This window comes from Amycolatopsis tucumanensis (assembly GCF_021654135.1).
GTDB lineage: Bacteria > Actinomycetota > Actinomycetes > Mycobacteriales > Pseudonocardiaceae > Amycolatopsis_E > Amycolatopsis_E tucumanensis.
This window is the reverse complement of sequence record NZ_JAKGSD010000009.1, coordinates 163,967-176,134: the sequence shown is the minus strand read 5'-3', so window position 1 is coordinate 176,134 and position 12,168 is coordinate 163,967. Positions and strand designations below refer to the sequence as shown.

At 72.1% G+C, this 12,168-nt stretch carries 15 protein-coding genes and 1 pseudogene; 7 read left to right on the top strand and 9 right to left on the bottom strand.

Features of this window, described 5'->3' with window-relative positions:
- The 3 genes from L2C96_RS12600 to L2C96_RS12590 all read left to right on the top strand — a co-directional run bounded on the left by L2C96_RS12600 (position 1) and on the right by L2C96_RS12590 (position 2,221).
- On the top strand, positions 1 to 621 hold the full coding sequence (locus L2C96_RS12600; protein ID WP_020419557.1) for a membrane protein: 621 nt from the start codon (positions 1 to 3) through the stop codon (positions 619 to 621).
- A 726-nt stretch (positions 622 to 1,347) separates the two neighbouring features.
- Positions 1,348 to 1,644 carry a DUF2516 family protein gene (locus tag L2C96_RS12595; protein WP_017986361.1) on the top strand — a complete coding sequence of 99 codons (297 nt, stop codon included), beginning with the start codon at positions 1,348 to 1,350 and terminating at the stop codon, positions 1,642 to 1,644.
- A 25-nt stretch (positions 1,645 to 1,669) separates the two neighbouring features.
- Positions 1,670 to 2,221, top strand: coding sequence for a YbaK/EbsC family protein (locus L2C96_RS12590; protein ID WP_020419558.1), 552 nt, complete (start codon positions 1,670 to 1,672; stop codon positions 2,219 to 2,221).
- Here the strand turns inward: L2C96_RS12590 and L2C96_RS12585 are convergent.
- Both L2C96_RS12585 and L2C96_RS12580 read right to left on the bottom strand, forming a co-directional pair.
- Positions 2,205 to 2,954 (bottom strand): ABC transporter permease, encoded by a 750-nt coding sequence (locus L2C96_RS12585; protein WP_020419559.1) that lies wholly within the window; start codon positions 2,952 to 2,954, stop codon positions 2,205 to 2,207. The genes L2C96_RS12590 and L2C96_RS12585 overlap by 17 nt on opposite strands.
- Complete coding sequence (locus L2C96_RS12580) at positions 2,927 to 3,613, bottom strand: ABC transporter permease (protein WP_020419560.1); 687 nt, start codon at positions 3,611 to 3,613, stop codon at positions 2,927 to 2,929. The genes L2C96_RS12585 and L2C96_RS12580 overlap by 28 nt, the downstream gene beginning before the upstream one ends.
- Before the next feature lie 118 nt (positions 3,614 to 3,731).
- On the opposite strand from L2C96_RS12580, the gene L2C96_RS12575 reads away from it, so the two are divergent.
- The 4 genes from L2C96_RS12575 to L2C96_RS12560 all read left to right on the top strand — a co-directional run bounded on the left by L2C96_RS12575 (position 3,732) and on the right by L2C96_RS12560 (position 7,067).
- Positions 3,732 to 4,649, top strand: coding sequence for an ABC transporter substrate-binding protein (locus L2C96_RS12575; protein ID WP_020419561.1), 918 nt, complete (start codon positions 3,732 to 3,734; stop codon positions 4,647 to 4,649).
- A 46-nt stretch (positions 4,650 to 4,695) separates the two neighbouring features.
- Positions 4,696 to 5,130, top strand: a complete 435-nt coding sequence (locus L2C96_RS12570) for an SRPBCC family protein (protein ID WP_020419562.1) — start codon at positions 4,696 to 4,698, stop codon at positions 5,128 to 5,130.
- Between the two features lie 108 nt (positions 5,131 to 5,238).
- Positions 5,239 to 6,246 (top strand): NADP-dependent oxidoreductase, encoded by a 1,008-nt coding sequence (locus tag L2C96_RS12565; RefSeq protein ID WP_237336256.1) that lies wholly within the window; start codon positions 5,239 to 5,241, stop codon positions 6,244 to 6,246.
- 131 nt (positions 6,247 to 6,377) lie between these two features.
- Complete coding sequence (locus tag L2C96_RS12560) at positions 6,378 to 7,067, top strand: hypothetical protein (protein WP_237336255.1); 690 nt, start codon at positions 6,378 to 6,380, stop codon at positions 7,065 to 7,067.
- On the opposite strand, the gene purU is transcribed toward L2C96_RS12560, so the two are convergent.
- The 7 genes and pseudogenes from purU to L2C96_RS12525 all read right to left on the bottom strand — a co-directional run bounded on the left by purU (position 7,064) and on the right by L2C96_RS12525 (position 12,148).
- Positions 7,064 to 7,924, bottom strand: coding sequence for a formyltetrahydrofolate deformylase (gene purU, locus L2C96_RS12555; protein WP_037322690.1), 861 nt, complete (start codon positions 7,922 to 7,924; stop codon positions 7,064 to 7,066). The genes L2C96_RS12560 and purU overlap by 4 nt on opposite strands.
- A 26-nt stretch (positions 7,925 to 7,950) precedes the next feature.
- Positions 7,951 to 8,667 carry a maleylpyruvate isomerase N-terminal domain-containing protein gene (locus tag L2C96_RS12550; protein ID WP_084506128.1) on the bottom strand — a complete coding sequence of 239 codons (717 nt, stop codon included), beginning with the start codon at positions 8,665 to 8,667 and terminating at the stop codon, positions 7,951 to 7,953.
- 148 nt (positions 8,668 to 8,815) lie between these two features.
- A pseudogene (locus L2C96_RS12545) lies at positions 8,816 to 9,175 on the bottom strand (DedA family protein); the annotation flags it as partial.
- Positions 9,176 to 9,278: 103 nt separating this feature from the next.
- The gene (locus tag L2C96_RS12540) at positions 9,279 to 9,962 is read right to left on the bottom strand and encodes a lysophospholipid acyltransferase family protein (RefSeq protein ID WP_237336254.1); all 684 of its coding nucleotides are present in this window, start codon (positions 9,960 to 9,962) and stop codon (positions 9,279 to 9,281) included.
- Between the two features lie 77 nt (positions 9,963 to 10,039).
- Complete coding sequence (locus tag L2C96_RS12535; protein WP_237336253.1) at positions 10,040 to 10,762, bottom strand: GNAT family N-acetyltransferase; 723 nt, start codon at positions 10,760 to 10,762, stop codon at positions 10,040 to 10,042.
- Positions 10,763 to 10,874: 112 nt separating this feature from the next.
- Entirely contained in the window at positions 10,875 to 11,669 is a 795-nt protein-coding gene (locus L2C96_RS12530) for a class I SAM-dependent methyltransferase (RefSeq protein WP_237336252.1), read from the bottom strand.
- Positions 11,651 to 12,148 carry a DUF2505 domain-containing protein gene (locus L2C96_RS12525; protein ID WP_237336251.1) on the bottom strand — a complete coding sequence of 166 codons (498 nt, stop codon included), beginning with the start codon at positions 12,146 to 12,148 and terminating at the stop codon, positions 11,651 to 11,653. The genes L2C96_RS12530 and L2C96_RS12525 overlap by 19 nt, the downstream gene beginning before the upstream one ends.
- Positions 12,149 to 12,168: the final 20 nt, after the last annotated feature.

The window sequence follows — 12,168 nt, the reverse complement described above, 5'->3', positions numbered from 1 at the left end:
ATGCCCAGCACCAAGACCGCCATCGAACAGCTCCGCACCCCGCTGCTGGCCGCCCTGGGCGCCGGCAACCTGGCCGGCCAGGCCGTGGTCGACGCCGTGGGCAAGGCCCGCGAGCGGGTCGTCGAGGGCAGCGAGGTGGCGCGGAAGAACATCGAGGAGCTGCCGACCGAGGTGACCACCCTGCGGGAGAAGCTCGACCCGACCGAGCTGCGCAAGCTGATCGACGAGTACACCGAGGCCGCGCTCAAGCTGTACAACAAGCTGGCCGAGACCGGTGAGCAGGCGTGGGACAAGTTCCTGGCCGAGCCGCGCGTGAAGAGCGTGGTCGAGCAGGTCGAGGAGGCGCTGACCACCGCGCAGGAGCGGGTCGGCGAGGTGAGCACCGAGGCGCGCGAGAAGGTCGAGGACGTGCTCGGCCTGGTCGCGAAGCGGACCCGCGCCGGTGGCGAGAAGGTCGCCGAGGCGGCGGACGACGTCGCGGACCGGATCGAGGACGAGGTCAAGGAGGAGCAGGCCAAGCCGGCCCCCAAGACCGCCACGACGAAGGCCCCGGCCACCCGCCGGAGCACGACGCCGGCCAAGCGCCCGGCGAACGCGACCACGCCGAAGACGACCAAGTAGGCCAAGCCGCACGCCCGGGTGGGCGGCCACCATGCGCGAGGCGCATGGCTGGGCAGCCGCCGCAGGCAACTCGCAAAGCCCACCGGCCGCGCCGAGCACCGCGCTCGGCGCGGCCGGTGGGCTTTTGTGTGTGGCGATTGCCGCGGGGGGTGGGTGCTCGGGAGGGAGGGTTTGTTGTGTGGCGATTGCCTCGGGGGCGGGTGTTCGGGGGAGGGAGGTTGTGCGGTGATTGCCGCGGGGCGTGGGGGTGCTCGGGAGGGAGGGTTCGTGCGGTGATTGCCGCGGGAGCGGGTGTTCGGGGGAGGGAGGTTGTGTGGCAATTTCCGCGGGGCGTGGGGTGCTTGGGGGGAGGGATGGTTTGTTGTGTGGCGGTTGCCGCGGGGCGTGGGGTGCTCGGGAGGGACGGTTCGTGCGGCGATTGCCCCGGGGGCGGGTGTTCGGGGGTGGGAAGTTGTGTGGCGATTGCCCCGGGCGTGGGGCGTGGGCGAAGGAGAGTTTGTTGTGCGGGACTGCTCGTGGTGTCGGGGTGCCTAGCGGGGTTGGGCGGTGCGTGGGCTCATTGGTGTGCCAAATGTGCTCGGCCAACCGCTGGCTGTGTGCGGTGTGCTCGGCGGCGTGGTGAGCCAGGGGCGGCCCGCCGGGGACGGCGGTGACGGGCCCGGGCGTTCGTGGCATTCTGGACACCGGGGATCCGACGGCGGGGGCGAAGGGACGTAGGCTAGGGACGTGCCGTTCATCGCGTACTGGATCATGCAGGTCATCAGCTGGGCCGGCACGCTGGTGGGCCTCGGCGCGTTCGTGCACGCCCTTCTCCAGCGCGCGGACGCCTACCACGCCGCGGACCGCAAGACCAAGCCCATCTGGCTCGCCATCACCGGCGCCGGCACGGCCGCGATGGGGCTGTTCGGCTTCGGTGGCGCCGGCAGCCTCTTCTGGCTGGCCGGCATCGTCGCCGTCCTCGTCTACCTCGTCGACGTGCGGCCGCGGCTGATCGAGGTTCAGCGCGGCGGCAAGAACTGGTGAACCGGCGATTCCCTATCCTGGCGGCGTGAGGACCTGGAGCATCGCCGGGACGCTGACCGTCCACCCGGCCGCCGAACGCACCGACCTGCTCGCCGAGCCCGTCGCCAAAGCACTGGCCGCCCTCGACGCCGACAGCGTCGGCGCCGTCGAGATCGATCCCGAACTCGCCGACACCGCCGCGTTCTGCGAGGCCTACGGCTCACCGTTGAACGCCTCCGCCAACTGCGTCGTCGTCGCCGGGAAGCGCGCCGGTGAGGTCCGGTTCGCCGCCGCGCTCGTGCTCGCCACCACGCGCGCCGACGTCAACGGCGTCATCAAGCGCCGCCTGGACGTGCGCAAAGCCTCCTTCGCACCGATGGACGAGGCCGTCGCCCTCACCGGCATGGCCTACGGCGGCATCACGCCCGTCGGGCTGCCCGCGGACTGGCCGATTCTCGTCGACAAGGCCGTCGCCGACTCGCCGGAACTCGTCATCGGCAGTGGCATCCGCGGCGGGAAACTCCTGGTCACCGGCGACCTGCTCGCGTCGTTGCCCGGCGCCGAGGTGATCGACGGCCTGGCTAAACCGGTCGCGTAGACATCGTCGCCCGGCGCGACAACGTCAGGCCCCGCGGCACGGCGAACCGCTCCAGCAGCGCGAACACGCCCTCGCACACCAGGGCCAGCACGATGACGGCCAGCCCGCCGGCCAGGATCTCGCCGTAACCGCCCGCGCCCTGCGCGAACCCGTCCACGATGAACCGGCCCAGCCCGCCGCCGTCGTTGACGATCGCGCCGATCGCGACCGTCGCCACCAGCTGCAGGAACGCCACCCGCGCGCCCGCGAGGATCACCGGCAACGCCAGCGGCAGCTCGATGCGCAGCATGATCTGCCCCTCGGTGTGCCCGATGCCGCGCGCCGCGTCCACGGCCTCCGGCTCCAGCGACACCACCCCGGCGTAGGTGTTGGTGAACAACGGCGGCAGGGCCAGCGCCACCAGCGCGAGCAGCAGCGGCCAGAACGACGTGTTCACCTCCCACCGGCTCGCCAGGTACCAGAACAGGATGATCAACCCGAAGCTCGGGATGGCGCGGCCGATGTTCACCGCGCTGCTGGCCAGGAACGCGCCCCGGCGGTAGTGCGCCAGCACCAGCGCGGGCGGCACCGCCAGCGCGGCCGCGATGACCAGCGACAACGCCGAAAAGCCCAGGTGCTCCAGCGTGCGGTACGGGATTCCGGCCGGGTCGGTCCAGCTCCACCGGCCCGGCTGCCCCAGCCAGTCCAGCGCCTGCTCGAACGCGTTCACGCCCGCCCCGCCTTCCGCGCCCACGGGGCCAGCGCCCGCTCGCTCAGCCACAACAGCGCGTCCACCAGCACCGCCAGCACGATCGACAACCCGATCCCGACGATGATCGCCGTCGGGTTCGGCGTGGTCGTCTGGATGCCCTGCCGGATGAAGAAGCCCAGCCCGCCCATGCCGAGCATCGCGGTGACCGTGACCAGCCCGATCGTCGTCACGGCCGCGACCCGCAGCCCGGCGATCACCACCGGCAGCGCCAGCGGGAACTCGACCTGCAGCAACAGGCGCAGCCGCGTGAAGCCCATGCCGATCGCGGCCTCCCGGACCTCCGCGGGCACCTGCTGGATGCCGGTCACGATGTTGCGCAGCAGGATCAGCAGCGTGTACGTGGCCAGCGGGATCACGGCCGTGGTGAACGACAGCCCGAAGAACGGCACCAGCAGCGCGAACGCCCCCAGGCTCGGGATCACGTACAGCGCGCCTGCCGCGCCCAGCGCGACCGCGTAGAACCAGCGCCAGCGCAGCGACAACACGGCCAGCGCGACCGACACGACGAGCCCGATCGCGAGCGCGGCCGCCGTCAGCGCCAGGTGCTCGCCGAGGCGCTGCGCGATCTCGTCCGCGTTGCGCTCCACCCAGCGCCACTCGAACAGCGGCCGGTCGGTCGCGGCCAGCACGTACTCGCTCACCGGGCGAGCATACGGGCGGTGACCGACACTGACGGGCGGACGATCTCACTATGTGGTTTCTGTCGGTGCCCGCGGATAGGGTCGCTGGCGACGAACAGCACTGGGAGGGTGAACAGGTATGCGGTGGACACGGAGCCTGCGGGCGGCCGGGATTCTCGCGGTGGCGGTCCTCGGGCTCACGGCCTGCGGCGGCGGGGACGACGGCGGCACGGCCGCGCCGGGCAAGGGCGGCGCGCCGATCGTGGTGGCGTCGTTCAACTTCACGGACAGCCAGATCCTGGCGGAGGTGTACGCGCAGGCGCTGGAGGCGAAGGGCTACCCGGTCCAGCGGAAGTTCAACATCGGCTCGCGGGAGCTGGTGTACCCGTCGCTGAAGTCGGGCGAGCTGCAGTTCATCCCCGAGTACCAGGGCGCGGCGATCAGCTCCGGGTTCAACGAGCAGGCGCCGAACGACGCGGCGTCCGAGCACGCGAAGCTCGCCGAGCTGTTCAAGCCGTCCGGCGTCGGGCTGCTGGACTACGCGCCTGCCGAGAACAAGAACACCTACGTGGTGAAGTCCGATCTCGCGCAGCAGCAGGGCCTGCGGACGATCAGCGACCTGAAGAAGCTGGACAAGGTCGTGCTGGGCGGCCCGCCGGAGTGCGGCACCCGGGCCAACTGCTTCATCGGCTTCCGTGACGTCTACAAGCTGAACGTCACGTTCTCGAGCATCCAGGAGTCCGGCCCGCGGGTCGAGCAGCTGCGCTCGGGCGCGGTCACGGTGATCCCGCTCGACTCGGTGAACCCGCTGGTCGGCAACCCCGACTTCACCGCGCTGGAGGACGACCAGAAGATCGTCGCGACCGAGAACATCGTGCCCGCGGTGAACCAGAAGGTGCTCGACGAGCGCGGCCCCGACTTCGCCGCGGCGGTCAACGCGGTGAGCGCGAAGCTGACCACCGACCAGCTGCGTGACCTGAACAAGCAGGTCGACGAGGACGGCGACCAGGTGGCGGACGTCGCCAAGGACTGGCTGTCGCAGCAGGGCCTCCTCTGATCGATAGAGTCGCGGGCGACAGCGTTCGAGCAGATCAGGAGGGGTTATGGCGAAGGTCACCGCAAGCGCGGAACGGACGATCGACGCACCGGCCGACAAGGTGCGGGCGCTGGTCGCGGACTACGCCGAGACCCGGCCCAAGATCCTGACCGAGCACTACCGCGACTACGAGGTGGTCGAGGGCGGCACCGGCGCCGGCACGAAGGCGAAGTGGAAGCTGCAGGCCACCTCCAAGCGGGTGCGGGACGTCGCGGCGAGTGTGTCCGAGCCGGAAGCGGGCACCCTCGTCGAGACGGACGCCAACTCCAGCATGGTCACGACCTGGACGGTGCGGCCCGCGGGCGAGCGCAGCACCGTCCGGATCGAGACCACCTGGCAGGGCGCGGGCGGCATCGGGGGCTTCTTCGAGAAGACCTTCGCGCCGGCCGGGCTCCGCCGGATCTACGACGGGGTGCTGGGCAAGCTCGCCGAGCTCGTCTAGCCGCGCCGCTCGGTGCGGTGGCTGTAGCCTCAGCCACAAAGCGGAATCAGCGCCCCGGTTAGTGTGTTGGCAGCCGTGGAGACACACTTCCGACACCCACTGGAGCGCATGATGAGCACCACCGCGACCGAGATCCGGCTCGCCTCCCGTCCGCACGGCGCGCCGACGCTGGACAACTTCGACGTGGTCGACGTCGAGGTGCCGCGGCCCGGCGACGGCGAGGCCCTGGTCCGCAACCTGGAGATCAGCGTCGACCCGTACATGCGCGGCCGGATGAGCTCGGCCAAGTCGTACGCGCCGCCGTACGAGGTCGGCAAGGTGATGCTGGGCGGCGCGGTCGGTGAGGTCGTCCAGTCGAACACCGACGCCCTGCGGCCGGGCGACCTGGTGCTGCACGGCTTCGGGTGGCGTTCCCACGCCGTGGTCACCCCGAAGCAGGCGGCCAAGATCGACGCGGGCGCGGCGCCGCGCGAGGCGTACCTCGGCGTGCTCGGCATGACCGGCCTCACCGCGTACGCCGGGCTGACCGAGATCGCGCGGTTCCAGCCGGGCGACACCGTGTTCGTCTCGGGCGCGGCCGGCGCGGTCGGGTCCGTCGTCGGTCAGCTGGCGAAGCTGAAGGGAGCCAAGCGGGTCATCGGCAGCGCCGGATCGGCCGAGAAGGTCCGGCACCTCGTCGAGGACCTGGGCTTCGACGCCGCGTTCAACTACAGGGACGCGCCGGTCGCGAAGCAGCTGGAAGAGGCCGCGCCGGAGGGCATTGACGTCTACTTCGACAACGTCGGCGGCGAGCACCTGGAAGCCGCCATCAACTCGGCGAACGTGCACGCGCGGATCGCCGTGTGCGGGATGATCTCGATCTACAACGCCACCGAGCCGCCCGCCGCGCCCCGGAACCTCGGCCAGATCATCGGCAAGCGGCTGGACATCCGCGGGTTCCTGGTGAGCGACCACTACGACCTGCAGGCGAAGTTCCTCGAGGAGGTCGCGCCGCTGGTCCGCTCCGGCGAGATCAAGTACGAGGAGACGATCGTCGAGGGGCTTCGCAACGCTCCGCAGGCCTTCCTGGACCTCCTCGCGGGCGCCAACACCGGCAAGATGCTCGTGCGCGTCTGATACGCCCGCCGACGTACGGCGAAAAGACGCTGCCAGGCAGACGCCGCGAGAGCTCCGAACGCCGACCATCGTCGGCATGACCCTCGCACTTCGCGAAAGCCTCTGCGACCCGCGCCCGGCCCGTCGAGCGCGTGGCCTACGTGGTGGCCGCCGTCCTGTTCACCAGCGGCCTCGTGCACCTGGTGGTCCTCGTGGCGAGCGGCACCACGTGGGAGGGGCCGTTGTCCTACCGCAAGGCCATGACGTTCGGCCTGTCCTTCGGCCTCACCCTGGCCGGCGTCGCCTGGGCGACGAGCTTCCTCCAGGTCCGCCGCCGCACCCCGCTCCTCGGCGCGCTCACCGCGGTGAGCGTCGTCGAGGTCGCCCTGGTGACGCTGCAGGTCTGGCGCGGGGTGCCGTCGCACTTCAACTTCGAGACCGGCTTCGACACCGCCGTCTCCTACAGCCTGGCCGCGGGCGGCGCGGTGATCATCGTGACCGTGCTGGCCTTCGCCGTGGCGGCCTGGCGGACGACGAACCTCAGCCCGAGCATGACGCTGGCCCTGCGGTTCGGGCTCGTCGTGCTGTTCGCGGCCATGGTGGTCGGCGCAATCATGATCGCCGACGGCGTCACCCTCGCCCGCGGCGGACAACCACAGCTCGCCTACACGACCGCGGGTTCGCTCAAGCTCGTGCACGCGGTCACGATGCACGCGGTCCTCGTGGTCCCCGGGCTGGCCTGGCTGCTGCGGCACGCGCCGGAACGCCGCCGCACCAAGGCGATCCAGGCCGCCCTCGGTGTCTACACGCTGCTGATCGCGGGCGCGGTGCTCGCGGCCTAGAACACCACCGTGCGGTTGCCGTGCACCAGCACGCGGCTCTCCAGGTGCCACCGCAGGCCGCGGGCGAGCGTGATCTTCTCGATGTCCCGGCCCTTGCGCACCAGGTCGGGCACGGTGTCGCCGTGGTCGACGCGGATCACGTCCTGCTCGATGATCGGCCCGGCGTCCAGGTCGGCGGTCACGTAGTGGCACGTCGCGCCGACCAGTTTCACGCCGCGGCGGTGCGCCTGGTGGTAGGGCCGCGCGCCGATGAACGACGGCAGGAAGCTGTGGTGGATGTTGATCGCCCGGCCGGACCACGCCTGGCACAGCTCCGGCGGCAGGATCTGCATGAACCGCGCGAGCACGACGGCGTGCGGGTCGTGCTCGTCGACCAGCTTGCGCACCTCGGCGAACGCCTCCGCCTTGTCGCCGGCGGGGAAGGGCACGTGGTGGAACGGGATGCCGTGCGCCCGCGTGATGTCCGCGAGGTTGTCGTGGTTGCCGATCACCGCCCGCACGTCGACGTCCAGCTCACCGGCGGCGACCCGGCCCAGGATGTCGTAGAGGCAGTGCCCCTCCTTGGACACCAGGATCACCACGCGGCGGCGCTCGGAGGTGTCCTCGACCCGCCAGTTCGACTCGGCCGACAGCGACGTCGCCACCTCGGCGAAGCGCGACCGCAGTTCGTCCACACCGAACGGCAGCGAGTCCGCCCTGACCTCCTGGCGGGTGAAGAACCAGCCGGTGTCCGGGTCGGTGTGGTAGGCGGCCTCGACGATCCAGCCGCCCGCGTCGGCGAGGAAGGACGACACGCGCGCGACGATGCCGGTGCGGTCGGGACAGCCGAAGGTGATCACATAACGTCGTTCGGACACGGCCCCATCTTCCCCGCCGCGCCCCGTCACGGCGCGGCCAGGGGCTCCAGGAGACGCACGTCACCGGTCACCGAGGCGTGGCTGGGCCGCCCCCACACGCGCCGGTACACCGCGTCGGCGGTGCCCGCGACCGTCACGTCGGCCTCGAACGCGGCCGTCACCGGCTCGATCGTCCCGGGCTGCCCCGGGTGCAGCACGACCCGCCACATGCGACCGGCGTCGGCGGCGTGCACGAGCACCGAGCCGGACAAGTCGAACTGGTCCCACTTCGCGCGCGTCGGCAGCATCCAGGCGAGCAGCTCGTCGACGCCGTCCGCGGCGAACTCCGGGTCGAACACGAGCGACGGGACCGCGGACGCCTCCGCGCTGCCTGCCAGCGCGTGCTCGGCGTCCAGCCGGTGGATCGCCGTCTCGTGCGCCTGCCGCCGCGCCCAGGACCGCGTGGTCTGCTCGTAGCGGGTCCACGGCAGCCACGCCGGCGCCGCGGGATCGGCGAGTCCGGCGAGCATCCCCTGCAGCTGCTCGTCCCACCAGGACAGCAGTTCAGTCCAGTCGGCGGGCGGCTGCCCGCGGGTCACGTTCGCGCCGGTGGGATCGGCGAGCGCGGACCGGACCCACGAGTGGACCTTCGCCAGGTGGTCGACGAGGCGCTGGACAGTCCACTTCGGACAGGTCGGCACCGGGGCCTCCGGTCCCGTCCGCACCGCGGCCGCGCGCAGGGCCCGGCACTGCGCCTCGATCATCGCGAGGTACTCGGCGTGCTGCATGCCGTGAGCGTAACCGCCGCACCACCTCGATGACACCGACCATGATCAACCCGATGCCGAACGACAACAGCAGCCCCTTGGCGGGCTGCCCGTCGAAGCTCGCGCCGCCGATCGCGCCGATGATCACGCTGTAGACGGCCCAGATCCCGGCGCCCAGCGCGTCGAGCGCGATGAACCGCGCCCACGGCACGCCCATGCTGCCCGTCGCCAACCCGCTCGCGACCCGGCCGCCCGGGATGTACCGGCCGGCCACGATCAGCAGCCCGGCGTTGCGGTCGACCTGTCCGCGGGCCCACTCGTAGCGGTCCTGCTTCCCGCCGCGCAGCCACCGCGTCAGCGCGGGCGCGGCGCCCCGGCCGACCGCGTGCGACAGGCAGTCGCCGGCGAGCGCTCCGGCGGCCGCGAGCAGCGCGAGCAGCGCCAGCTTCGGCACGTCGGTGCCGAGCAGCACGGCGACCGTGATCACCGTCGTCTCGCTCGGCATGAACGGCAGCAGCGCGTCCAGGCCCGCCACCGCGAACACGATGAGCCACAGCCAGGGCGATCCCAGGGCGCCCTGGAGCAGCTCACCGAGGTGGTTCAGGAAGTCAAGCATGCGCCGGGACCCGGGTGAACCGGACGACGTCCTGGGCTCGCGCGGCCAGCTCGCGCCGGTCGCCGGCGGGCTCCAGCGGCGGGTGCGCGGTCAGCTCGATCCGCAGGTCGCGGGCGCGCGCGACGCGGCTCAGCGACGGCAGGAGAGCGTCGTCGCCGACGAAGGCCGCGACCGTGCTCGGCTGCCCGCCCTGGGAGTAGGCGAAGGTCACCGGCCGCACCGGCGCGCCGGCGTCGATGGCGGCCTGGAACGCGGCGCGCCGGAACGTGCCGCCCTGGCCGCCGCACCACGTCGTGCCCTCGGGGAACACGACGACCGACTCGCCGGCGCGGAGCGCGTCGGCCAGCCCGGCCACCACCGCGGGCAGTTCCCGCAGCTCGCGCCGGGCGATGAACCGGGTGCCGCAGGCCTGCGCGAGCGACCCGATGACCGGCCACGAGCGCACCTCGCGCTTCGCCAGGAACCCAACCGGGTCGACGGCCAGCAGCGCGACGATGTCCAGCCACGACACGTGGTTGGCCACGATCAGGGTGCCGGTGCCCGCGGGTACCCGCAGGAGGTCGGTGTTCGCGTCCAGGGTGACGCCGAGGGCGTCGAGCACCCCGCGGGCGTGCGGGCGCAGGTTCCCCCGCCGCACCCCGGCGAGGACCGAGCCCAGCGCCAGCCACCGTCGCACGGTCCGCAGTGTGCTGATCTCAGGCAGCCGGTGGGTGACGCAGCGAGGGGTACAAGGTGAAGTCACGTCCCACGGGTTCATGAATTCTCCCCGAGGAAGAACCTGCGGTAGCGCTCGCCGATCTCGTCGACCGCCAGCACGGTGAAGAAGTCGGCGACCGCGAAGTCCGGGTCGTGCGCGGGCGGCCCGCCGACCCACGCGCCCAGGCGCAGGTAACCGCGCAGCAGCGGCGGGACCTGGGCGTAGCTGGGCGGGCGTTCGGTGCGCGGCAGCGGGATCCACGGCCGGTGCGGCTCGACCCGCAGCTCGCCCGGCGGGCGGTGCTTGGCCTGCGCGAGCGCCCACGTGGCGGCCGCCGCGGCCCCGCCGTCGGCCAGCGACACCGACGCGCACCCGGCGAGGTAGCGGTAGCCGTGGCCGACGACGTACCGCGCCATCGCCGACCACATCAGGTTGATCACCCCGCCGGAGCGGTGGTCCGGGTGCACGCACGACCGGCCGGTCTCGACCAGGTGCGGCCGCAGCGGGGCCAGACCGTCCAGGTCGAACTCCGACTGCGAGTACAGCCGCGCCGACCGGCCGGGCGGCAGCAGCCGGTAGGTGCCGACGACCTCGCCCCCGTGCATCACGGCGAGGTGCTCGCACACGTCGTCGAACTCGTCGGCGTCCAGCCCGCTGGGGTGCGGCGCCGCGCCGAACTCGGTGGTGAACACGCGGTGCCGCAGTCGCTGGCACGCCTGGACGATGTCGGAGTCCGCCGTGATGACGGCCTCGTACTGCCTGCTGAGGGTTGCGGTCATGGGGCGATCGTGTCGCCGCGCACACCGCCTGAGCCAGGGACTTCCGGCAAGATCAGGGACAACCCGGGGAACGCCCGTACGTGCCGCCCCCGCTACTTTGGTGGGGTTGTCCCTACCTGCTTCCGGGTGCCACGGTCGCCCACGGCACGGTCAGCTCGCCGAGCCGGATCCGCCGCGGCCGGGTCAGCACCGGCCAGCCACGCGCGGCGAGCAGCCGCACGGTCTCCAGCCAGCGGGCGCGGGCGCCGAAGGCCTGGTGCGGCGCGGCGGTCGCCCAGCAGATGTCCAGTGTGGACAACAGGTCGTGGATCCGCTCGCCCGGCACGTTGCGGTGGATCAGCGCCTTCGGCAGTCGTTCGGCCAAAGTGGACGGCTGGTCGAGCGAATCCAGGTGGCAGGACAAGGAGAGCGTGCGTGGGCCGTCCGCGTCCAGGGTGACCCAGGTGGACAGTCGCCCGATCTCGTCGCAGGTGCCCTCGACGAGCAGCCCGCCAGGGGCGAGCCGGTCGAGTACCAGCTTCCAGGCACCCTCGACCTCGTCCTCCGGGTACTGCCGCAGCACGTTGAACGCGCGCACCAGGTTCGGCCGGGTCCCGGCGAGCTCGAAACCGCCCTGGCGGAAGTCCAGCGACGGGGGCCGCGCGGCGGGTTTCGCGACCGCGACGCGCTCCGGGTCGATCTCCAGCCCGAGCACCCGGACCCGCGGGTGGACCCGCCGCAGCCGCGCGGCCAGTTCGACCGTGGTCACCGGGGACGCGCCGTACCCGAGGTCCACGACGAGCGGATCCGGCGCGCGGCGCAGCGCGGCCGACACCTCGGGGGCGCCGGCCAGCCAGCGGTCGACGCGGCGCAGGCGGTTGGGGTTCGTGGTTCCTCGGGTCGGCGCGCCTACCGGGCCGCGAGCCATTCGCGGCTGAACTGGGCCTCGCGGGCCAGCAGCTTGGTCAGCTCGCCCGCGACGAAGCTCTCCAGCTTGCCGCCGACCAGCGGGATCTTGACCTTGACCTCGCCGCGGGTCTCGACGACCGAGCCGTCGCCACGGGGACGCAGCTCGGTGCGGGCGGTGATCTCGCCGGGCATCCCGCTCACCGTGGCCCGCGCCGTGCCCGTGTAGCCGTCCCCGTCGCGGGTGAAGGTGTGCTCGCGGTCGACGTAGAGGTCGCCGGGCTGCAGCTTGCGGACGATCTGCGGGAGCTTGTCCGCCTCGATGCCCTGTCGCAGCGTGTACCTGGCGCCGTTGTCGTCCGCGGAATGGCTGAGCAGGGCGCTGTTCTTGCCGCCGATCTCGGCGAGGCGGGCGGTCAGCGCCTCCTCGCTCGTCTCGGCCCGGAACACCTCGGAGACGCCGTTGGGGTACTCCGCGCGGTGCTCGATACGGGATGCCATGAGGCCAGACAGTACCGTTT